Genomic DNA, 20974 nt, shown 5'->3' with positions numbered 1-20974 from the left:
ACATGACCACACTGGAAGTCAAGGACCTGCACGTCTCGGTCGTCTCGCCCGAAGGCGGCGCCGACATCGAGATCCTCAAGGGCGTCAACCTCACCGTGAAGTCGGGGGAGACACACGCCGTCATGGGACCCAACGGGTCCGGTAAGTCGACGTTGTCATACGCGATCGCAGGCCATCCCAAGTACACCGTCACCTCGGGCTCGATCACGCTCGACGGGCAGGACGTCCTCGAGATGACCGTGGATGAGCGCGCCCGCGCCGGGCTGTTCCTGGCGATGCAGTACCCGATCGAGGTGCCCGGCGTCTCGATGTCGAACTTCCTGCGCACGGCAGCCACTGCGGTCCGCGGTGAAGCACCCAAGCTGCGGCACTGGATCAAAGAGGTCAAGTCCGCGATGAAGGACCTCGACATCGACCCGGCCTTCTCCGAACGCAGTGTCAACGAAGGATTCTCGGGCGGCGAGAAGAAGCGCCACGAGATCCTGCAGCTCGGCGTGCTCAAGCCGAAGATCGCGATCCTCGACGAGACCGATTCGGGTCTGGACGTCGATGCCCTGCGCATCGTCAGCGAGGGCGTCAACCGGTACGCCGAGACCGAGAACGGCGGCGTCCTGTTGATCACCCACTACACCCGCATCCTGCGCTACATCCAGCCGCAGTTCGTGCACGTGTTCGTCGACGGCCGGATCATCGAGTCCGGAGGCCCCGAGCTCGCCGATGAGCTCGAAGAGAACGGCTACGAGCGGTTCACGCAGGCCGCGGCCGCCGGGGCCTGACATGACCGCGGCACGAATTGCCGATCTCGGCCGCGAGCTCTCCAGCATCCGGGCGGACTTCCCGATCCTGGCGCGGGTGATGCGTGGTGGAAATCAGCTGGCCTACCTGGATTCCGGTGCCACCTCGCAACGTCCGCTGCAGGTGCTCGACGCCGAGCGGGACTTCCTCATCACCTCGAACGGGTCGGTGCACCGCGGCGCCCATCAGCTGATGGAGGAGTCCACCGACGCCTATGAGCAGGGTCGTGCGGACATCGCGGCCTTCGTCGGCGCCGACACCGACGAGCTGGTGTTCACCAAGAACGCCACCGAGTCGATCAACCTGGTGTCGTACACGTTGGGCGACAACCGTTTCGAGCGCGCGATCGGCCCGGGCGACGTCATCGTCACCACCGAGCTGGAACACCACGCCAATCTGATCCCGTGGCAGGAACTTGCCCGCCGTACCGGTGCCACGTTGCGCTGGTATGGCGTTACGGACGACGGCCGAATCGACCTGGACTCGCTGGAACTCGACGAGCGGGTGAAGCTCGTTGCGTTCAGCCACCATTCGAACGTGACGGGTGCGATCGCGCCGGTTGCCGAGTTGGTGTCGCGGGCCAAGGCGGTCGGTGCACTGACCGTCCTCGATGCGTGCCAGTCGGTGCCGCACCAACCGGTCGACTTCCATGCCCTCGACGTCGACTTCGCCGCATTCTCCGGGCACAAGATGCTTGGCCCCAACGGAATCGGCGTTCTCTACGGCCGTCGGGACCTGCTCCAAGCGTTGCCGCCGTTCATCACCGGCGGTTCGATGATCGAGACCGTTACCATGGCGGCCACCACGTATGCGCCGGCGCCGCAGCGCTTCGAGGCGGGCACGCCAATGACGTCGCAGGTGGTCGGATTGGCCGCCGCCGCAAGGTATCTCAGCGACATCGGGATGGATGTCGTCGAAGCCCACGAGAACGAACTGGTCGCTGCCGCACTGGCAGGGCTCGGCGCGATCGAGGGCATTCGGATCATCGGGCCCGCGTCACTCGAGCTGCGTGGTTCGCCGGTGAGCTTCGTGGTGGACGGGATTCACGCGCATGACGTCGGGCAGGTACTGGACGACGACGGCGTGGCGGTCCGCGTCGGGCACCACTGCGCGTGGCCGCTGCACCGCAGGTTCGGCATCGCCGCCACCGCACGCGCATCGTTCGCGGTCTACAACACGCTCGACGAGGTCGACCGGCTGGTGGCGGGAGTCAAGCGTGCCGTGGAGTTCTTTGCATGAGGCTCGAGCAGATGTACCAGGAAGTGATCCTCGATCACTACAAGCACCCGCATCACCGTGGGCTGCGGGAGCCTTTCGGCGCCGAGGTGCATCACGTCAACCCGACCTGCGGTGACGAAGTCACGGTGCGGGTGGCGCTGTCCGACGACGGGTCATCAGTCGCCGACATTTCGTACGACGGCCAGGGCTGCTCGATCAGTCAGGCCTCCACATCGGTGCTGACCGACCAGATCATCGGTCAGAACGTGCACGACGCGCTCGCGACCATCGCTGCGTTCTCCAACATGGTGTCGTCGCGGGGGACCGTCGAAGGTGACGAGGACGTCATCGGCGATGGGATTGCCTTCGCAGGCGTCGCGAAGTACCCGGCACGGGTGAAGTGCGCGCTGCTTGGCTGGATGGCATTCAAGGACGCATTGGCCCAAGCGAGCGCACAATCAGACTTGAAGGAGGAACAGGATGAGCGAGACAGCGCCTGAGGTTACGAGCGAAGCGACTGGGGGAGAACTCCCGGATGAGGTGTTTGCCGACCTCGAGGAGGCGATGCGCGACGTCGTCGACCCCGAACTGGGGATCAACGTCGTCGACCTGGGGTTGGTCTACGGGCTGAACCTGGAGCAGACCGATGCCGGAGCCATCGCACTGATCGACATGACGCTGACGTCGGCAGCCTGCCCGCTGACCGATGTCATCGAGGATCAGTCGCGTACCGCACTGGTGGGTGCCGGTCTGGTCACCGACATCAAGATCAACTGGGTGTGGAACCCGCCGTGGGGACCCGACAAGATCACCGACGACGGCCGCGAGCAACTGCGGGCGCTGGGCTTCACCGTCTAACTCGGGGCTCAAACCGCACAATTAGTCGATGGTGACCGTCCCGGCCTGGGTATGGCGTGGCGGTCGTACGACCAGGGGTGTGATGGTCGGTGCCGCCGCCGGGCTCTTCTTTGGCAGCTTGGCGATTCTCGACTCCGGGATCGTGCTGTCCGGTGTGATCGTGTTCATCCTCCTCGGTGTGGGCTGGGGGATCGTCATGGATCGCCGGATGACCCGATATTGGCCTGGGGCAAGGGATCTGACCGGCGAACAGCGGGTGAGCGTGGTCCGTGCTGCGCGCCGCGGCGAGAGAATCACCGATCCGCGACTCGCGGCTCCGGTCGCCGACTACCGCGACGGCATGCACGCGGCTGCCGACAACGCCCGCCCGTTTCGGTGGCTGATCTGGTTCGTCCTGACGGTGGCCGCGGCGATGGCGATATGGGACACCGTCTCCGGTTCGGCACGCGACGCCGTGGCCTCCTGCGTGTATCTCGCGTTGCTGGTCATCGAAGTCACCTGGTGGCCAACGCGCCAAGAGCAGCTGCTGACCAATTCGGATTGCGCCGCGAAACTGGCCGACCAAACCGAAACCTCTGACTAAAGTCAGAGACATGTCCGCGGAGATGGTCGCGCACGTTCGTCGGTTCAATCGGACCGTCACGCAGCGCATCGGTGTGCTCAACGAAGACTTCCTTGCCAGCGACCGGTCGCTCGGCGAGAACCGGCTGCTATGGGAGATCGGTGTCGACGGCGCCGACATCCGGGCGCTGCGATCGCGGCTTGACCTCGACTCCGGCTACGTCAGCCGGCTGTTGCGGTCGCTGCAGGCCGGCGGGCTGGTCCAGATCGAACAGAGCACCGCCGACGGACGCGTCCGCACGGCGCGACTAACCGATGCCGGACGACGCGAACGCGTCACGCTTGGCCGTCGCTCCGACGACGCTGCCGCCGCGATCCTGCGTCCGCTCAACGACGGTCAGCGGACGCGGCTGGTCACCGCCATGGCCGAAGTGGAGCGCCTGCTGACGGCCTCGACGGTCGAGGTTCGCCCTTGCGATCCCCGTGATCCCAACGCCAGGCACTGCCTGCAGACGTACTACTCCGAACTGACGCAGCGGTTCCCCGATGGCTACGACCCTGCGGTCAGCCCGGTGGCCGACGAGGAGATGACGCCACCGGCGGGGCTGTTGCTCGTCGCCCAGTTGCACGGCGAACCGGTCGGCTGCGGTGCGCTGATCTGGCTTCCTGACGACGTCGGACTGGTCAAACGGATGTGGGTGGACTCGAGCGTGCGCGGCCTCGGCCTCGGCAGGCGGTTGCTGACCGAACTCGAGCAATACGGCCGCGCCAACGGCGTCCGGTTGATGCGGCTGGAGACCAAGGACGTTCTGACCGAGGCGATCCAGATGTACCGCACGTCCGGCTACACCGAGGTCGCCGCGTTCAACGACGAGCCCTACGCCGATCATTGGTTCGAAAAGCCGTTGGACGTGTAACGCTCGACGCAAAGCGGGTAACTCTCATTCATCTGACGCTGGAGGAGCCATGGAGTTCGTCGCGACCCGGCGACAGTTGCGCGGCATCGCCGAGAGCATGATCGCCGGTCCGCAGTACCGTGCCGCAGGGACCATCCGTCTCGCCGTGCGACCGGACGGCTTCGTCGGCGTCGCACTTGCGCTCGCCGTGCACGGAACCGACCTCGTGTGGCAGAACGGGGGTGCACAGCTGGCAGGCAGTCCCGGCGAACTAGCCGCGGCCGCTGGCGTCGACTACGGGCCGCCCGAGGGCGTCTACGAGATCGTCGACCCGTTGGCCGCCGACGCCGTGCTCGACATCGACCCGAAAGCAGCCGAGCTGATTCATCGCAGCCTGTACGCCGGCGGGTACGCGCTGAAACAGGCTCTGCCGGAATCACATCCGGTGCTGTGGCCCGAACACTTCGACGTCGCGGTCACCGATGACGAGGTCAACTACGGGGTCTCCGCAGGCGATTCCCTCCACGACACGCCTTACGCCTACGTCGGGCCGTGGGCGGCCCGCACCGGGCCGTTCTGGAATGCGCCGTTCGGCGCGCTGCTGCCGCTGGACCCGGCCCACGACGTCGACCAACTCGCCGACGACGTCGTCGCCTTCTATCGGCAGGCCCGCGACCGGCTCACCGACGATGGGTGACATGGTCATCGGCGGGCAGTCCACGCAAGCGCGGCTCCAGCGTAGCGACCGGGGAATTGATGCGGCGGCGCAGGGCGTTGCCGTCGACGAAGCGCGGCTGATCGACGGCCTCCGTGCCGGCGACGAACGGGCCTTCGTCGTGCTCGTCGACCTGCACGCCCCGGCGATGCTGCGAGTGGCCAGGGGCTACGTGCCCAGCCGCGAGATCGCCGAGGAAGTAGTCCAGGAAGCGTGGATCGCGGTGCTCAAGGGGATCGCAGGATTCGAGGGCCGGTCGTCGCTGCGCACGTGGCTGTTCGCCGTCATGATCAACATCGCCAAGTCACGCGGGATCCGCGAACGCCGCGACGCCGACGCTGCGATCGCCGCGTTCACCGGCGGCACCGTCGACCCGGCCCGGTTTCGGAGCAGCGACGATCCGTGGCCTGGCCACTGGAAATCCGACGCCGTGCCCGCAGCCTTTCCGGAGATCCCAGAGGGATCGCTGCTGGACGGCGAACTCGTCGAGGTCGCGAAGCGCGGGCTCGACGGGCTGCCGGACCGGCAGCGGATCGTCGTGACGCTGCGCGACATGCTCGGATTCGACGCGGCCGAGGTGTGCGACCTGCTCGACATCAGCGGGGCCAATCAACGGGTGCTACTGCACCGCGGCCGCGCAGCCGTACGAGCCGTGCTCGAGGACTATCTGGGGGAGGTGTCCTGACCATGGACTGCAACGAACTCGTCGAGCTGGTCACCGCATATCTCGACGGCTCACTGGACCTGGACACCCGCGCCCGGTTCGACGCGCACCTGCTCGAATGCGACGGCTGCGAGAACTACCTGCAACAGTTCCGCGATACGGTGCGCGCAGTCGGCAGCATTCGCGACGACCAGCTGGACCCGGCGTTTCGCGATCGCCTGCTCGACGCGTTCAAGAACTTCGGCTGAGCCCAGTAATCGAACCAGCGGAATCGAACCCGCCGAGAGGACGTTGAACCAACCCATGGCCTACGACGAACGCGTGAGCGATCTGTTCCAGCCCTTGACGGTGCGGTCGTTGACGATCCGCAACCGGTTCGCGATGGCGCCCATGACCCGCGCGGCCTCGCCCGGCGGGATACCCGGCGCGGACGTGGCCGCGTACTACGCGCGTCGCGCCGCAGGCGGCGTCGGGCTGATCGTCACCGAAGGGGTCAGGCTCGCGGAGCCAGAAGCTGGCTATCCGGCCACCGTGCCCACGATGGCAGGCGACGAAGCGCTGGCCGGGTGGCGCGCGGTGACCAAGGCCGTGCACGGGCACGGCGGCGCGATCGCCGCCCAGCTGTGGCACCAGGGCGCCGAGCGTCGCGACTCCGACGGCGTCAGCGCCGTCAGCCCATCCGGGGTGAACAGCGCAGGCGAACCACGGGGACGGGCACTGCGCACCGACGAACTTGCCGGCGTGGCCGATTCGTACGCGAAGGCCGCCCGCAATGCGCGCGACGTCGGCTTCGACGCCGTCGAACTGCACGGCGCGCACGGGTATCTTCTCGACGAATTCCTCTGGGCGAACACGAATTTGCGCACCGACGGGTACGGCGGCGAAATGGCAGGACGCACTCGGTTCCCTGCCGAGGTGGTTGCCGCGGTGCGTGCCGCCGTCGGGCCGGACTTCCCGATCATCTTCCGGTTCTCGCAGTGGAAGCAGACCGACTACACCGCGTCGATCGCCGACGATCCCGCCGAACTGCAGGAACTGCTGGCACCGTTGGTGGACGCGGGCGTCGACGTCTTCCACCCGTCCACCCGCAGGCACTACAAGTCCGCCTTCCCCGACGCCGACTTGGACCTCACGCTGGCCGGGTGGACGAAGAAGGTCACGGGAGTCCCGGTGATCGCGGTCGGCTCGGTGGGCCTTGAGACCGAGTTCACGCCCGGTCGTCCAGGGGGGCCCATCCCGCCCGCGTCGGTCGACCAGGTGCTCGACCAATTCGGATCCGGCGAGTTCGACGTCATCGCGATCGGGCGGGCGTTGCTCGCCGACCCGACATGGGTGAACAGACTGCGCGATGATTCTCTCGATGGATTTCATGGGTTCGACGCCGAAACGGCCCTGGCCCAGTTGACTTGACCACATGCTGGGAACAAGCAGGTAAACCGCAATGTTAGGAGAGGTGTGAGTACGCAAGACATCACCGCCGAAAAGTTCAACGACACCGTCAACGACAACGAGATCGTGCTTGTCGATTTCTGGGCGTCCTGGTGCGGGCCGTGTCGCGCGTTCGCGCCGACCTTCGCCGCGTCGTCGGAGAAACACCCCGACGTCGTGCACGCCAAGGTGGACACCGAGGCCGAACAGGGTCTCGCCGCAGCGGCGGAGATCCAGGCGATCCCGACGCTGATGGCCTTCAAGAAGGGCCACATGGTCTTCCGCCACTCCGGCATGCTGCCTGCCGCGCAGCTGGAGGACGTGATCAGCAAGATCAAGGAGTTCGACATCGACGCCGCGATCGCCGAGGACGCCAAGGCCGAGCAGCACTAAAGGCTGGGGCGAGCGAAGCGACGGGACAGCAATAGGGGTAGTGCCGTGATGGCACGCGATAGCGTGCTTGCTCGTGAGCGAGCAAAACTCGAGCGATTCCCTGGTCCTCGTCGACCACCCCCGGCCGAACGTGGCGTTGGTCACGTTGAACCGCCCCCAGCGGATGAATTCGATGGCGTTCGACGTCATGGTTCCGCTCAAGAAGGTGCTCGAAGAGCTCACCTACGACAACGACACCCGTGTGGTCGTCCTCACGGGTGCCGGGCGCGGATTCTCGTCGGGGGCCGACCACAAGTCGGCAGGTTCGGTGCCACACATCGACGGCCTGACCAGGCCCACGTTCGCGTTGCGGTCGATGGAGGTGCTCGACGACGTCATCCTGGCGTTGCGCAAGATGCACCAGCCGGTCATCGCCGCGGTCAACGGAGCGGCCATCGGTGGTGGATTGTGCCTGGCCCTGGCCTGCGACATCCGGATCGCGGCGGCGGGTGCGTACTTCCGCGCGGCGGGCATCAACAACGGGCTGACCGCCAGCGAGCTCGGGCTGTCGTACCTGCTGCCGAAGGCGATCGGGACGTCGCGGGCCTTCGAGGCGATGCTGACCGGCCGCGACATCGACGCACAGGAGGCCGAGCGCATCGGTCTGGTGTCGCGCACGGTGCCGGACGACGAACTGCTCGATACCTGCTACCAGATGGCGGAGCGGATGGGCGCGTTCTCGCGGCCGGGTATCGAGTTGACCAAGCGCACGCTATGGAGTGGACTGGACGCCGGTAGCCTGGAGGCCCACATGCAGGCCGAGGGCCTGGGTCAGCTCTTCGTGCGCCTACTCACCGCCAATTTCGAGGAAGCGGTTGCTGCGCGCGCGGAGAAGCGGTCCCCGGTCTTCACCGACGAGCGCTTGCGCGAGGAGTCGACGGCCACCGACGACAAGTAACAGAACAGAGGGAGACGCAGCGTGATCACCGCAACGGACCTGGAGGTCCGCGCCGGCGCGCGCACGCTGCTGTCCATCGAGGGAGCCGCACTACGGATCCAGCCCGGTGACCGGATCGGCCTGGTGGGGCGCAACGGTGCCGGCAAGACCACCACCATGCGGATCCTGGCGGGCGAGGGTGAGCCCTACGCAGGCAGCATCGACCGGACCGGCGAGATCGGCTACCTGCCACAGGATTCCAGGGAGGGTGACCTCGACATGCTGGCCAGGGATCGGGTGCTCTCGGCGCGCGGGCTCGATACCCTGCTCTCCGACCTGGAGAAGCAGCAGGCGCTCATGGCCGAGGTGGCCGACGATGCCGCCCGCGACAAAGCAGTACGTCGTTACGGTGAGCTCGAGGAGCGGTTCTCGGCGCTCGGCGGGTACGCGGCCGAGAGCGAGGCAGGTCGGATCTGCGCGAGTCTCGGTCTGCCGGAACGGGTTCTGACCCAGCCGCTGCGGACGCTGTCAGGCGGGCAGCGACGCCGAGTCGAGCTCAGCCGCATCCTGTTCGCCGCCTCGGACACCGGTTCGGGCTCGGACACCACGCTGCTGCTCGACGAGCCGACCAACCACCTCGACGCGGACTCCATCGGCTGGCTGCGCAGCTTCCTGCAGAACCACACCGGTGGTCTGGTGGTCATCAGCCACAACGTGGAACTGCTTGCCGACGTGGTGAACCGGGTCTGGTTCCTCGACGCCGTGCGTGGCGAGGCCGACGTCTACAACATGGGCTGGCAGAAGTACCTCGATGCCCGCGCCACCGATGAACAGCGCCGACGACGCGAACGCGCCAATGCCGAGAAGAAGGCATCCGCGCTGCGCACCCAGGCGGCCAAGATGGGCGCCAAGGCCACCAAAGCCGTTGCCGCACAGAACATGCTGCGGCGCGCCGAGCGGATGATCTCTGAACTCGACGACGAACGGGTGGCCGACAAGGTCGCCAAGATCAGGTTTCCCACACCCGCGGTCTGCGGTCGCACCCCACTAGTGGGCAAGGGGCTCACCAAGACCTACGGTTCGCTGGAGATCTTCACCGGCGTCGACCTGGCCATCGACAAGGGTTCGCGCGTCGTCGTACTCGGGCTCAACGGTGCGGGCAAGACCACGCTGCTGCGCATCCTCGCTGGCGTCGAGAAGGCCGACGCAGGAGCGATCGAGCCAGGCCATGGGCTGAAGCTCGGCTACTTCGCGCAGGAACACGACACGATCGACGGAATGGCGTCGGTGTGGGAGAACATCCGGCACGCCGCGCCCGACACCGGGGAACAGGATCTGCGGAGCCTGCTGGGCGCCTTCATGTTCACCGGCCCACAGCTCGATCAGCCTGCGGGCACGCTGTCCGGTGGCGAGAAGACCCGGCTGGCGCTGGCCGGCCTGGTGGCGTCGACCGCGAACGTGCTGCTGCTCGACGAGCCCACCAACAACCTCGACCCCGCGTCACGTGAGCAGGTGCTCGATGCGCTGCGCAGCTACCACGGCGCAGTGGTGTTGGTCACACACGACCCCGGTGCCGCGGAGGCATTGGATCCGCAGCGCGTCGTGTTGCTTCCCGATGGCACAGAGGATTATTGGTCCGACGAATACCGCGATCTCATCGAATTGGCCTGACGCCGCACGATCCACGAATTCGCTTCACCCCGATTGAACCATTCGCAACCTGGGTAACAGACGGTTGTACGGGTCATGAAGTCGGAGACGCGGGAAAGTGGGGCGATGCTCGATGCAGGACGTGAACAACTCTCGGGACCAGCTGCTCACCGAGTTGCGCAACGCCTATGAACGAGGCGCCAGCATCAGGTCATTGGTCGAGGCGACGGGACGTTCGTACGGCTCGGTGCACAGCATGCTGCGCGAGTCCGGTACCACCATGCGAAGCCGCGGCGGGCCCAACCACCGCAACCCGCGCTAGCTCTGCTGGCGCACCGACGCCTCGACCAAGTCCAATACCGCACTGAGATTCTCGGGGTCGTCACCGGAGGCCAGCCGCGCCACCAAGCCGTCAAGGACGAGATCCAGATAGGTCTGCAGGACCCCGCCAGGAACGTCGTCGCGCAGTCGACCGGCCTGTTTCTGCTGACGGAGGCGCTCCGCGGTGGCGGCCGACAACTCCGCCGAGCGCTCCGACCAACCGCGGTGAAACGCCGGGTCGTTGCGCAGTTTGCGCGCGATCTCCAGCCGGGTGGCAAGCCAGTCGTGCTGATCGGGCGCGGCCAGCAGGTCCCGCATCACCTGGATCAGGCCTTCGCGCGACGCGACGTCGGCCATCCGCTCGTCGTCCTCGTGGGCCAGCTCGAAGAACAAGGTGTCCTTGTCCTTGAAGTGGTGAAAGATGGCGCCGCGCGACATCCCGATGGTGTGTTCGAGACGCCGCACGGTCGCCTTCTCATAGCCGTACTCCGCAAAGCATCGGCGTGCGCCGTCGAGAATCTGGCGACGGCGGGCAGCCAGATGATCCTCGGTGACCCTTGGCATGACCGGCTGCGCTACCCGGTCTTCAGCATGTTGCGCAGGACGTACTGCAGGATGCCGCCGTTGCGGTAGTAGTCGGCTTCACCTGGGGTGTCGATGCGCACCACCGCGTCGAACTCGGTCTTCGAGCCGTCTGCCTTGGTGGCCGTGACGTGCACCGTCTTCGGCGTCTTGCCCTCGTTGAGGCCCGTGATGCCAGAGATGTCGAACACCTCGGTGCCGTCCAGCTTCAGCGACGCCGCCGATTCACCAGCGGGGAACTGCAGCGGGATGACGCCCATGCCGATGAGGTTGGACCGGTGGATGCGCTCGAACGACTCGGTGATCACCGCGCGCACGCCGAGCAGGCTGGTGCCCTTGGCCGCCCAGTCGCGGGACGATCCCGAGCCGTACTCCTTGCCGCCCAGCACGACCAGCGGAATGTCCTGCGCCGCATAGTTTTGCGCCGCGTCGTAGATGAAGCTCTGCGGGCCGCCGTCCTGGGTGAAGTCGCGCGTGTAGCCACCGGAGACGTCGTCGAGCAACTGGTTCTTGAGGCGGATGTTGGCGAACGTGCCGCGGATCATCACCTCGTGGTTGCCACGCCTCGAGCCGTAGGAGTTGTAGTCCTTGCGGTCGACGCCATGCCCCTCCAGATACTCCGCGGCCGGCGTGCCAGCCTTGATGTTGCCCGCCGGTGAGATGTGATCGGTGGTGACCGAGTCTCCCAGCAGGGCCAGCACCCTGGCGCCTGCGATGTCGGTGACCGGTGTCGGCTCGGCGGGCATGCCGTCGAAGTACGGTGGCTTGCGGACATACGTGGACTTGGGATCCCAGTCGAATGTCTTGCCTGCTGGCGTCGGCAGGTTCTGCCAGCGTTCGTCGCCCTTGAACACGTCGGCGTAGTTGTCGGAGAACATCTTCTGGTTGATCGACGACGCGATGATGTCGGAGATTTCCTTCGCCGAGGGCCAGATGTCCTTCAGGAAGACGTCGTTGCCGTCGGTGTCCTGACCGAGTGGGTCGGTCTCGAAATCGAAGTCCATCGTGCCGGCCAGCGCGTAGGCGATGACCAGGGGCGGCGACGCGAGGTAGTTCATCTTGACGTCGGGGGAGATGCGGCCCTCGAAGTTCCGGTTGCCCGACAGCACCGCCGTCACGGACAAGTCGTTGTCGTTGATGGCCGCCGAGATCGCTTCGGGCAGCGGACCCGTGTTGCCGATGCACGTGGTGCAGCCGTAGCCGACCAGGAAGAAGCCCAGCTTCTCCAGATACGGCCAGACGTTGGCCTTGTTGTAGTAGTCGTTGACCACCTGGGAGCCGGGTGCCATGGAGGTCTTGACCCACGGCTTCGAGGTCAGGCCCTTCTCGACGGCCTTCTTGGCAAGCAGGGCGGCACCGAGCATCACCGACGGGTTCGAGGTGTTCGTGCACGACGTGATCGCCGCGACCACGACCGCGCCGTGATCGAGCACGAACTCGCCCTGCTCGTCGGTGCGGACCTTGATGGGCTTGGTCGGCCTGCCCTCGGCGCCATTGGCCGCCGACTGCACGTCGACGGCGTCGTCATCGGCGAACGACAGCGAAACCGAATCACTTGCGGGGAAGGACTCGTCGACGGCCTCGTCGAGCTTGCTGCACTCGACGGGCATGTTCTCTTCGACGTAGTTGTGGATGTCCTTGCGGAACGCCGACTTGGCGTCGCTGAGCTGGATCCGGTCCTGCGGACGCTTGGGCCCGGCGATCGACGGCACGACGTCGCCAAGGTCCAGTTCGAGGTACTCGGAATATGCAGCCTCGTGCGCCCCGCCTGCTCCAGAGTCGTGCCACATGCCCTGCGCCTTGGCGTAGGCCTCGACCAGCGCGAGTTGGGGCTCGTCGCGGCCAGTCAAGCGCAGGTACTCGATCGTGACGTCGTCGATCGGGAAAATCGCTGCGGTGGAACCGAATTCGGGGCTCATATTGCCAAGAGTGGCGCGGTTGGCCAGCGGTACTTCGGCGACGCCCTTGCCGTAGAACTCCACGAACTTGCCGACAACGCCGTGCTTGCGCAGCATCTCGGTCACGGTCAGCACCACGTCGGTGGCGGTGACGCCGGGCTGGATCTCGCCGCTCAGCTTGAAGCCGACGACGCGGGGGATGAGCATGGAAACCGGCTGGCCAAGCATCGCGGCCTCGGCTTCGATGCCGCCGACGCCCCAGCCGAGCACGCCGAGGCCGTTGACCATCGTGGTGTGGCTGTCGGTGCCCACACAGCTGTCGGGGTACGCGACACCGTCCCGGACCATCACCGTCCGCGCCAGGTATTCGATGTTCACCTGGTGCACGATGCCCGTGCCGGGTGGCACCACCTTGAAGTCATCGAAAGCGCCTTGGCCCCAACGCAGGAACTGGTAGCGCTCGCCGTTGCGCGAGTATTCGATGTCGACGTTGCGCTCGAAGGCGTCCGCACGGCCGAAGACGTCGACGATCACGGAGTGGTCGATGACCAGCTCCGCGGGCGCCAGCGGGTTGACCTTCTCCGCGTCACCGCCGAGGTCGCCGACAGCTTCGCGCATCGTGGCGAGGTCGACGATGCACGGCACGCCGGTGAAGTCCTGCATCACGACGCGTGCCGGGGTGAACTGGATTTCGATGCTCGGGTCGGCCTCGGGATCCCAGTTGGCGATCGCCTCGATGTGGTCCTTGGTGATGTTGGCGCCATCTTCGGTGCGGAGGAGGTTCTCGGCGAGCACCTTGAGGCTGTACGGGAGTTTCTCGGTACCGGCCACCGCGTCGAGGCGGTAGATCTCGTAGCTGTCGTCCCCGACCTTTAGTGTGTCGCGGGCTCCGAATGAATTCACGGAATCCTTGCTGCTCACATCAACTCCCGGTTTAGTTGTCGCCGTGACGGGCTGTGTCGCCGGCGGTCATGATTCTAACAGTACGCTTGTCCTGTAAACCACCCCCCGGGGCGGTTCCCAGTCTTGTCCTCATCCGTGCCTACTGCCAGTCGATCGGGAGTCGCGGTAGCGTGCCCCTGTGACCGGACCGCTCGTCATCCCCTTCCTGCCGGACTACATCCCGCCCGACGTGGACATGAACGCGGTCAACGCGGCCGTCGCCGCCGACGGGGTGAGCGCTCCTGGTGCCGACGTCGCCGCGCTCAAGCAGGTCGTGGCCGACGCGGCAGCCAAGGGCATCGACCTGAAGATCGTGGTGATCGCGACCAACCCGCCGATCGACACACCACTGCGCGATATCGCCACCGATGTCGGCAAGCTCCATCCCGATTCAACGGTGCTCGCGATCAGCCCGTTCTTCGCGGGCACTTACAGCAGGCAGTTCGACCGCGTCACTTTGGAGGCGGGCCAAGACGTCGCGAAGACCGGCAATCCGGTGCTGTCGTCGCAGAATTTCGTCGGTGAGTTGACCGCATCGCATTTCCCATGGACGCCATTCACGATCATTCTCGTGCTTGGGGTGGCGCTGGCCGCCGTGGGCACCCGCATGCTGCAGGTTCGTGCCAGGCGGTCGGCCGTCGTCGAGGTACCCGTCGAGGCACCAGCCGAGGCGCCCGTCACGTCTGCTGACTGAGCACAAAACGGGCGTGGTGAATTTCAAGATCACCATTCGATAACGCTCATTCCAATTACAATCTTGTAATTTGTTACTAACGTTTCTTTAGAGCTTCATGTGACGTACGGTGCAAAAGGTGCCTGCTGTTGCAGTTGTTGTTCAAGTGACTCCTGTGACTAAGCACCCGACGAACGTACCGGGACGTTCGCGTCGAGCCCGAGGAGACCACAAGCCAATGAGACGCCTTTCTCGCGCCTCTGCAACGCGGCTGCGCGGACGATTCGGAGCGGCTTCGATTGCGGTCGCCATAATGGCCGCGTCGGCATTCGGTCACTGCACGGGCACGGCCAACGCCGAACCCGCCAACCCCGAAGGAATCGCAACACTCGTCGCCGCCGTGGCCAACGCCAACCAGAAGCTGCAGGACCTCGGCGCGGCCATCCAGACCCAGCAGGAAAGCGTCAACAAGGCGATCGTCGACGTTCAGACCGCACGTGACGCCGCCGCGGCCGCCCAGCACGAGGTCGACGCAGGCCAGGCGGGTCTCGATGACGCCAACGCCGCGATCGCCGCTGCGCAGCAGAGGTTCGACGAGTTCGCGGCCTCGACCTACGTGAACGGACCGTCGGCGGCATACGTGACCGCAACCGATCCCGCAGACATCCTGAACACGGCGGCGACCGGACAAACGCTGTCGCTGAGCAGCCAGCAGGTCATCGCCAACCTGCAGCGCACCCGCACCGAGCAGGCGAATCGGGAGTCCGCTGCGCGGCTGGCCAAGCAGAAGGCCGACCAGGCCGTCATCGACGCGCAGACCAGCCAGGACACCGCCGTCACGGCGCTCACCGAGGCGCAGCAGACCTTCGGCGGCCAGCAGACCGAACTCGACAGGCTCACCGCCGAACGATCAGCGGCGCAGGCCAAGCTCGAGCAGGCCAGGCAACAGTGGTCGGCACCCGCAGGTGCCCCCGCACCGCGTGCCACTGTGCCTGCGACGCCCGCAGCAGCGGCGAGCGACCCGGCGGCCAACTGGGATCGTGCCCCGGCTGCAGCGGCGCCTGCCAATCCTGGCGCGAACAGCGAGTGGGACGTCACGCTGCCCGCGATCCCCAGTGCGTTCGTCGGCGGCGACCCGATCGCGATCATCAACACGATCCTCGGCATCGCATCGAGCTCAGCGCAGGCCACCGCCGACATGGGCCGCAGCTTCCTGCAGAAGCTCGGGATCCTGCCGACTCCAAGCGGTTTCACCAACGGTGCGATACCCCGCGTTTACGGCAGGGACGCCGCGGAGTACGTCATCAAGCGGGCAGGCTCGCAAATGGGCGTCCCGTACTCATGGGGTGGCGGCAACGCCGCGGGGCCGAGCAACGGCATCGACTCGGGTTCGGGCACAGTCGGTTTCGACTGCTCCGGCCTAATCCTCTACGCCTTCGCCGGGGTGGGCATCAAGCTGCCGCACTACTCAGGTGCCCAGTACGACATGGGCCAAAAGATCCCGTCCTCCCAGATGCGCAGGGGCGACGTCATCTTCTACGGCCCCGGCGGTAGTCAGCACGTGACGCTCTATCTCGGTGACGGGCAGATGCTCGAGGCCCCATACACCGGATCGACCGTCAAGATCTCGCCCGTACGCACCAGCGGTATGACGCCGTACGTCATCCGCTATATCGATTACTGATGGTGATTTCCTTGCCCCCAATGCCTTTTCGCTTTGCCGCGCTGCTCGCACCGTTGATGTGCGCGCTCGCTCTCATGGTCGGTGCCGCGGCGCCCGCCGTGGCCGACCCCGACGCCGGAGCCTGGGATCCGACGCTGCCGAAGATCGCCAGTTCCGGCGGGCCCGGCGACCCGGTGGCCGCCGCGAACGCGGCGTTCTCGGTGAGTCAACTCGCACTGCAGACCACGCAGAGCCTTGGCAGTCAGTTCCTGCAGAGCATCGGTCTCGCACCGTCGCCCTCCTCCGGCGCGAATCCCGGGGGCAGGGTCCGCGGCCCGCAGGCCATTGAATACGTGATCAGGCGTGGCGGGTCGCAGATGGGCGTCCCGTACTCCTGGGGCGGCGGTTCGCTCAACGGCCCCAGCGCCGGCGTCGACTACGACGCGGGCAAGATCGGCTACGACTGCTCGGGCTTCACCCGGTACGCGTTCGCCGGCGTCGGCGTGCAGATCCCGAAGTACTCGGGCGACCAGTACAACGCGGGAAGGCCGATCGCGCCGTCGCAGGCCAAACGCGGTGATCTGATCTTCTACGGCCCTGGCGGCAGCCAACACGTCACGATTTATCTCGGCGGCGGCAAGATGCTCGAAGCCTCCGGAAGTGCGGAGAAGGTGACCGTCAGTCCGGTGCGAATGGCGGGCATGTCGCCGCATCTGGTCCGCTTCATCGAGTCCTGATCGAGACCATCTCGGGACAGGGCACGTCGACGGATCCCGAAGTGCCTGGAATAGTTGACGGGGAGCGTCCGCCGAGTGGCTTTGGCGCCACCTGAAGATGGACCATGACCAGCGGTCTGAACTGCCCGTCGGAATTGAACATGTGGGAGGAAGCTGAATGACGTCACCGAGTGGGCCGCCGCAGGGCGCAGGAGGTTTCTCCGGTCAGGGCCCGACCCAGGGTTTCACGCCGGGTACCCAGCAGGGCCCGCCCAACGGAGGCCAACAGGCTGGCGGACTTCAGGCTGAGGTGCACACGCTGGAGCGCGCGATCTTCGAGGTCAAGCGCATCATCGTCGGCCAGGACCGGCTCGTCGAGCGGATGCTGGTCGGCCTGCTCGCGAAGGGCCACGTCCTGCTCGAGGGTGTGCCAGGCGTGGCCAAGACACTGGCGGTGGAGACGTTCGCCAAGGTCGTCGGCGGCACGTTCGCCCGCATTCAGTTCACCCCCGACCTGGTGCCCACCGACATCGTCGGTACCCGCATCTACCGCGCGGGCAAGGAGGAGTTCGACATCGAGGTCGGCCCCGTGATGGTCAACTTCCTGCTGGCCGACGAGATCAACCGCGCTCCCGCCAAGGTGCAGTCGGCCCTTCTCGAGGTGATGGCCGAGCGCAAGGTGTCGATCGGCGGCAAGACCTTCCCGCTGCCAAGCCCGTTCCTCGTCATGGCGACGCAGAACCCGATCGAGCAGGAAGGCGTCTACGCCCTGCCCGAGGCGCAGCGTGACCGCTTCCTGTTCAAGCTGAACATCGACTACCCGACGCCCGAGGAAGAGCGCGAGATCATCTACCGGATGGGTGTCACGCCACCCCAGCCGAAGCAGATCCTCAACCCCGGCGACCTGCTGAGACTGCAGGACGTCGCCTCGAACATCTTCGTGCACCACGCCCTGGTCGACTACGTCGTCCGCGTCGTCACGGCGACCCGCGAGCCCGACAAGTTCGGCATGCCCGATGCCAAGGCGTGGATCGCCTACGGCGCATCGCCGCGCGCCTCGCTTGGCATCATCGCGTCCTCGCGCGCGCTGGCGCTGATCCGTGGTCGCGACTACGTCATCCCGCAGGACGTCGTCGAGGTCATCCCCGACGTGCTGCGGCACCGTCTGGTGCTCACCTACGATGCGCTCGCCGACGAGATCTCCTCGGAGACCGTGATCAACCGGATCCTTCAGACGGTTGGGCTGCCTCAGGTGAACGCCATTCCGCAGCAAGGTCATTCGGTGGCACCCGCCATGCCCGCGGCGGCGGCGGCCAGCGGTCGGTGACTCCCTCTTCTGGGGGCGCGAAGGGCCGTGTAGACCTGCCGTCGCTGCAACGCGGCGAGATTCGCGATCCCGCACTGTCGGCGGCGCTGCGCAAGCTCGAGCTGACGGTGCGCCGCAAGCTCGACGGCGTCCTGCACGGTGATCATCAGGGTTTGATGCCGGGTCCGGGTTCGGAGCCGGGGGAGTCGCGCATCTACCAGCCCGGTGACGACGTGCGGCGGATGGACTGGTCGGTGACGGCGCGCACCACCCACCCGCACGTCCGACAGATGATCGCCGACCGCGAGCTTGAGACCTGGCTGGTGGTCGACGTGTCCGCGAGCCTGGACTTCGGCACCGCCGGGTGTGAGAAGCGTGACCTCGCCGTGGCGGCAGCCGCGTCCATCGCGTTCCTGAACAGCGGGGGCGGCAACCGACTCGGCGCGATCATCACCAACGGTGACGTCACCAGGCGGGTGCCCGCGCTGTCGGGCCGCCTGCACGAACAGGAGTTGTTGCGGGCCATCGCCACCACGCCCAAGGCGCCACTCGGGGTGCGCGGTGACCTCGGTGCCGCGATCGACGCGCTGCGCCGTCCCGAGCGGCGCCGCGGCATGGCGGTGATCATCAGTGACTTCCTCGGCCCGATCGACTGGATGCGGCCATTGCGCGCCATCGCGGGACGACACGAGGTGCTCGGCGTCGAGATCATCGACCCGCGCGACGTCGAGTTGCCCGACGTCGGCGAGGTCATCCTGCAGGACACCGAGTCCGGGGTCACCCGTGAGTTCACCATCGATGCACAGTTGCGCGCCGACTTCGCCAAGGCCGCGGAGGCCCACCGCGCCGAGGTGGCCCGCACGCTTCGCCGCTGCGGCGCGCCACTGATGACCCTGCGCACCGACCGGGACTGGATCGCGGACGTGGTCAGGTTCGTTGCCGCCAATCGCCGCCGCGGTGCTCTCACCGCTGGCCGCTAGACCCGAAATGACTAGCTGCACATGACATTGCCGTTGCTCGGCCCGATGACGCTTTCGGGCTTCGAACACGCCTGGTACTTCCTGTTCCTCTTGGTGGTCCTCGCCGTGGTCGGGCTCTACGTCGTCGTGCAGATGCGGCGCCAGAAGCGGATGCTGCGCTTCGCCAACATGGAGCTGTTGGAGAGCGTCGCGCCGAAGCGGTCGTCGCGCTGGCGGCACCTGCCCGCGATCCTGTTGGTGGTAGCGCTGACGTTCCTGACCGCCGCCATGGCCGGACCCACCCACGACGTCCGGATTCCGCGCAACCGCGCCGTGGTGATGCTGGTGATCGACGTGTCGCAGTCGATGCGGGCCACCGACGTGGCGCCAAGTCGCCTCGTCGCCGCGCAGGAGGCCGCCAAGCAGTTCGCCGACCAGCTCACTCCTGGCATCAACCTCGGCCTGATCGCCTATGCCGGTACCGCCACGGTGCTGACGTCGCCGAGCACCAACCGTGCGGCCACTAAGGCCGCGATCGACCAACTGCAACTCGCCGATCGCACCGCCACCGGTGAGGGCATCTTCACCGCGCTGCAGGCCATCGCGACCGTCGGTGCGGTGATGGGTGGCGGCGACGAACCCCCGCCCGCGCGCATCGTGCTGATGTCCGACGGCAAGGAGACGGTGCCGTCCAACCCGGAGAACCCGAAGGGCGCCTACACCGCCGCGCGCACCGCGAAGGATCAGGGCGTGCCGATCTCCACGGTCTCGTTCGGAACGCCGTATGGCACCGTCACGATCAACGACCAGCAACAGCCGGTGCCGGTCGACTCCGAGATGCTCAAGAAGATCGCCGAGCTGTCCGGCGGCAACGCCTACACGGCGTCCAGCCTCGAGCAGCTGAAGGAGGTCTTCACCACGCTCCAGCAGCAGATCGGCTACGAGACCACCAAGGGCGAGGCCAGCGCAGGCTGGCTGCGGATCGGCGCGCTGGTGCTTGCGTTCGCGGCGCTGGCGGCACTGCTGCTGAATCGCCGCCTGCCCGGCTGAGACGTGGCGGTCGATTTCGGGCTGACCGCGGCGGGACGATAGGTTTACCGGATGCCTGAGTTCGTTTCGCGCTCCGTTCTGGTCACCGGCGGCAACCGCGGTATCGGTCTGGCCATCGCGCAACGACTGGCCGCCGACGGTCACAAGGTGGCCGTCACCCACCGCGGGTCGGGCGCGCCCGAGGGCCTCTTCGGCGTCGAATGCGACGTCACCGACACCGCTGCCGTCGATCGCGCGTTCACGGAGGTCGAGGAGCACCAGGGCGCGGTGGAGGTGCTGGTGTCCAACGCCGGCATCTCCCAGGACGCGTTCCTGATCCGGATGACCGAGGAGCGCTTCGAAAACGTCATCAACGCCAACCTCACCGGGGCGTTCCGGGTGGCACAGCGCGCGTCGCGGAGCATGCAGCGCAAGCGGTTCGGCCGGATCATCTTCATCGGTTCGGTCTCAGGTATGTGGGGTATCGGCAACCAGGCGAACTACGCGGCCGCCAAGGCCGGTCTGATCGGCATGGCCCGCTCGATCTCCAGGGAGCTATCCAAGGCCGGGGTCACCGCGAACGTGGTGGCTCCTGGCTACATCGACACCGAGATGACCCGGGCGTTGGACGACCGCATTCAGGCAGGGGCGCTGGAGTTCATTCCTGCGAAGCGCGTCGGCACCGCCGAGGAGGTCGCAGGGGCGGTCAGCTTCCTCGCATCCGAGGACGCCAGCTACATCGCCGGTGCGGTGATCCCGGTCGACGGCGGCATGGGCATGGGCCACTAAAG

The 20974-nt window shown here is 66.5% G+C and carries 23 protein-coding genes; 21 read left to right on the top strand and 2 right to left on the bottom strand.

Features of this window, described 5'->3' with window-relative positions:
• The first annotated feature begins 2 nt into the window (after positions 1–2).
• The 14 genes from sufC (at position 3) to HNP02_RS01075 (ending at position 10416) form a co-directional block, all read left to right on the top strand.
• Positions 3–776 carry a Fe-S cluster assembly ATPase SufC gene (gene sufC, locus HNP02_RS01140; RefSeq protein ID WP_184433308.1) on the top strand — a complete coding sequence of 258 codons (774 nt, stop codon included), beginning with the start codon at positions 3–5 and terminating at the stop codon, positions 774–776.
• Position 777: 1 nt separating this feature from the next.
• Positions 778–2034: a cysteine desulfurase gene (locus tag HNP02_RS01135; protein WP_184433306.1), complete on the top strand. Its 1257-nt coding sequence runs from the start codon at positions 778–780 to the stop codon at positions 2032–2034.
• Positions 2031–2513: a Fe-S cluster assembly sulfur transfer protein SufU gene (sufU, locus tag HNP02_RS01130; RefSeq protein ID WP_184433303.1), complete on the top strand. Its 483-nt coding sequence runs from the start codon at positions 2031–2033 to the stop codon at positions 2511–2513. Before HNP02_RS01135 ends, sufU begins: the two co-directional genes overlap by 4 nt.
• Complete coding sequence (locus HNP02_RS01125; RefSeq protein ID WP_184433300.1) at positions 2494–2871, top strand: metal-sulfur cluster assembly factor; 378 nt, start codon at positions 2494–2496, stop codon at positions 2869–2871. The genes sufU and HNP02_RS01125 overlap by 20 nt, the downstream gene beginning before the upstream one ends.
• 28 nt (positions 2872–2899) lie before the next feature.
• Positions 2900–3454, top strand: a complete 555-nt coding sequence (locus HNP02_RS01120) for a hypothetical protein (protein WP_184433297.1) — start codon at positions 2900–2902, stop codon at positions 3452–3454.
• 10 nt (positions 3455–3464) lie between these two features.
• Positions 3465–4349 (top strand): bifunctional helix-turn-helix transcriptional regulator/GNAT family N-acetyltransferase, encoded by an 885-nt coding sequence (locus HNP02_RS01115; protein WP_184433295.1) that lies wholly within the window; start codon positions 3465–3467, stop codon positions 4347–4349.
• A 49-nt stretch (positions 4350–4398) separates the two neighbouring features.
• Positions 4399–5025 carry a hypothetical protein gene (locus tag HNP02_RS01110; RefSeq protein ID WP_184433293.1) on the top strand — a complete coding sequence of 209 codons (627 nt, stop codon included), beginning with the start codon at positions 4399–4401 and terminating at the stop codon, positions 5023–5025.
• Positions 5018–5728 (top strand): RNA polymerase sigma factor, encoded by a 711-nt coding sequence (locus HNP02_RS01105; protein WP_255506090.1) that lies wholly within the window; start codon positions 5018–5020, stop codon positions 5726–5728. Before HNP02_RS01110 ends, HNP02_RS01105 begins: the two co-directional genes overlap by 8 nt.
• Positions 5729–5730: 2 nt before the next feature.
• On the top strand, positions 5731–5955 hold the full coding sequence (locus HNP02_RS01100; RefSeq protein ID WP_184433290.1) for an anti-sigma factor: 225 nt from the start codon (positions 5731–5733) through the stop codon (positions 5953–5955).
• A 55-nt stretch (positions 5956–6010) separates the two neighbouring features.
• A complete protein-coding gene (locus tag HNP02_RS01095) occupies positions 6011–7117 on the top strand; it encodes a 12-oxophytodienoate reductase (RefSeq protein WP_184434888.1) in 1107 nt (368 codons plus the stop codon).
• 45 nt (positions 7118–7162) lie between these two features.
• Positions 7163–7528 (top strand): thioredoxin, encoded by a 366-nt coding sequence (gene trxA, locus HNP02_RS01090; RefSeq protein WP_184433287.1) that lies wholly within the window; start codon positions 7163–7165, stop codon positions 7526–7528.
• 58 nt (positions 7529–7586) lie between these two features.
• Positions 7587–8465 carry an enoyl-CoA hydratase gene (locus HNP02_RS01085; protein WP_184434885.1) on the top strand — a complete coding sequence of 293 codons (879 nt, stop codon included), beginning with the start codon at positions 7587–7589 and terminating at the stop codon, positions 8463–8465.
• Between the two features lie 21 nt (positions 8466–8486).
• Positions 8487–10115, top strand: coding sequence for an ABC-F family ATP-binding cassette domain-containing protein (locus HNP02_RS01080; protein ID WP_184433284.1), 1629 nt, complete (start codon positions 8487–8489; stop codon positions 10113–10115).
• Between the two features lie 112 nt (positions 10116–10227).
• Entirely contained in the window at positions 10228–10416 is a 189-nt protein-coding gene (locus HNP02_RS01075) for a helix-turn-helix domain-containing protein (protein WP_184433281.1), read from the top strand.
• Here HNP02_RS01075 and HNP02_RS01070 read toward each other — a convergent pair.
• Positions 10413–10979, bottom strand: a complete 567-nt coding sequence (locus HNP02_RS01070; RefSeq protein ID WP_184433278.1) for a TetR/AcrR family transcriptional regulator — start codon at positions 10977–10979, stop codon at positions 10413–10415. The two genes, HNP02_RS01075 and HNP02_RS01070, sit on opposite strands and share 4 nt — an antisense overlap.
• Before the next feature lie 11 nt (positions 10980–10990).
• Positions 10991–13816, bottom strand: coding sequence for an aconitate hydratase AcnA (acnA, locus tag HNP02_RS01065; protein WP_184433276.1), 2826 nt, complete (start codon positions 13814–13816; stop codon positions 10991–10993).
• A gap of 160 nt (positions 13817–13976) precedes the next feature.
• On the opposite strand from acnA, the gene HNP02_RS01060 reads away from it, so the two are divergent.
• From HNP02_RS01060 to fabG1, 7 genes are all read left to right on the top strand, one after another.
• Positions 13977–14531 (top strand): DUF6676 family protein, encoded by a 555-nt coding sequence (locus HNP02_RS01060; protein WP_184433273.1) that lies wholly within the window; start codon positions 13977–13979, stop codon positions 14529–14531.
• 217 nt (positions 14532–14748) lie between these two features.
• The gene (gene ripA, locus HNP02_RS01055) at positions 14749–16194 is read left to right on the top strand and encodes an NlpC/P60 family peptidoglycan endopeptidase RipA (RefSeq protein WP_184433270.1); all 1446 of its coding nucleotides are present in this window, start codon (positions 14749–14751) and stop codon (positions 16192–16194) included.
• Positions 16195–16214: 20 nt separating this feature from the next.
• Positions 16215–16910: an NlpC/P60 family peptidoglycan endopeptidase RipB gene (gene ripB / locus HNP02_RS01050; protein WP_255506089.1), complete on the top strand. Its 696-nt coding sequence runs from the start codon at positions 16215–16217 to the stop codon at positions 16908–16910.
• 157 nt (positions 16911–17067) lie between these two features.
• Positions 17068–18216 (top strand): MoxR family ATPase, encoded by a 1149-nt coding sequence (locus HNP02_RS01045; RefSeq protein WP_184433264.1) that lies wholly within the window; start codon positions 17068–17070, stop codon positions 18214–18216.
• A gap of 35 nt (positions 18217–18251) precedes the next feature.
• Positions 18252–19175, top strand: a complete 924-nt coding sequence (locus tag HNP02_RS01040) for a DUF58 domain-containing protein (protein WP_184434882.1) — start codon at positions 18252–18254, stop codon at positions 19173–19175.
• A gap of 21 nt (positions 19176–19196) precedes the next feature.
• Complete coding sequence (locus HNP02_RS01035; RefSeq protein ID WP_184433260.1) at positions 19197–20204, top strand: VWA domain-containing protein; 1008 nt, start codon at positions 19197–19199, stop codon at positions 20202–20204.
• A 51-nt stretch (positions 20205–20255) separates the two neighbouring features.
• A complete protein-coding gene (fabG1, locus tag HNP02_RS01030) occupies positions 20256–20972 on the top strand; it encodes a 3-oxoacyl-ACP reductase FabG1 (protein WP_184433257.1) in 717 nt (238 codons plus the stop codon).
• Positions 20973–20974: the final 2 nt, after the last annotated feature.

It is taken from the genome of Mycobacterium sp. AZCC_0083 (assembly GCF_014202335.1).
Lineage (GTDB): Bacteria > Actinomycetota > Actinomycetes > Mycobacteriales > Mycobacteriaceae > Mycobacterium.
Note: the sequence above shows the minus strand (reverse complement) of the source record. Positions and strands in the feature narration are given on the sequence as shown.

Bases quoted from the DNA above. Each gene is read 5' to 3' on its own strand.
- sufC (WP_184433308.1), top strand. From the start codon at position 3: ATGACCACACTGGAAGTCAAGGACCTGCACGTCTCGGTCGTCTCGCCC.
- HNP02_RS01135 (WP_184433306.1), top strand. From the start codon at position 778: ATGACCGCGGCACGAATTGCCGATCTCGGCCGCGAGCTCTCCAGCATC.
- sufU (WP_184433303.1), top strand. From the start codon at position 2,031: ATGAGGCTCGAGCAGATGTACCAGGAAGTGATCCTCGATCACTACAAG.
- HNP02_RS01125 (WP_184433300.1), top strand. From the start codon at position 2,494: ATGAGCGAGACAGCGCCTGAGGTTACGAGCGAAGCGACTGGGGGAGAA.
- HNP02_RS01120 (WP_184433297.1), top strand. From the start codon at position 2,900: ATGGTGACCGTCCCGGCCTGGGTATGGCGTGGCGGTCGTACGACCAGG.
- HNP02_RS01115 (WP_184433295.1), top strand. From the start codon at position 3,465: ATGTCCGCGGAGATGGTCGCGCACGTTCGTCGGTTCAATCGGACCGTC.
- HNP02_RS01110 (WP_184433293.1), top strand. From the start codon at position 4,399: ATGGAGTTCGTCGCGACCCGGCGACAGTTGCGCGGCATCGCCGAGAGC.
- HNP02_RS01105 (WP_255506090.1), top strand. From the start codon at position 5,018: ATGGGTGACATGGTCATCGGCGGGCAGTCCACGCAAGCGCGGCTCCAG.
- HNP02_RS01100 (WP_184433290.1), top strand. From the start codon at position 5,731: ATGGACTGCAACGAACTCGTCGAGCTGGTCACCGCATATCTCGACGGC.
- HNP02_RS01095 (WP_184434888.1), top strand. From the start codon at position 6,011: ATGGCCTACGACGAACGCGTGAGCGATCTGTTCCAGCCCTTGACGGTG.
- HNP02_RS01075 (WP_184433281.1), top strand. From the start codon at position 10,228: ATGCAGGACGTGAACAACTCTCGGGACCAGCTGCTCACCGAGTTGCGC.
- HNP02_RS01070 (WP_184433278.1), bottom strand. From the start codon at position 10,979: ATGCCAAGGGTCACCGAGGATCATCTGGCTGCCCGCCGTCGCCAGATT.
- ripA (WP_184433270.1), top strand. From the start codon at position 14,749: ATGAGACGCCTTTCTCGCGCCTCTGCAACGCGGCTGCGCGGACGATTC.
- ripB (WP_255506089.1), top strand. From the start codon at position 16,215: ATGCCTTTTCGCTTTGCCGCGCTGCTCGCACCGTTGATGTGCGCGCTC.
- HNP02_RS01045 (WP_184433264.1), top strand. From the start codon at position 17,068: ATGACGTCACCGAGTGGGCCGCCGCAGGGCGCAGGAGGTTTCTCCGGT.
- HNP02_RS01035 (WP_184433260.1), top strand. From the start codon at position 19,197: ATGACATTGCCGTTGCTCGGCCCGATGACGCTTTCGGGCTTCGAACAC.
- fabG1 (WP_184433257.1), top strand. From the start codon at position 20,256: ATGCCTGAGTTCGTTTCGCGCTCCGTTCTGGTCACCGGCGGCAACCGC.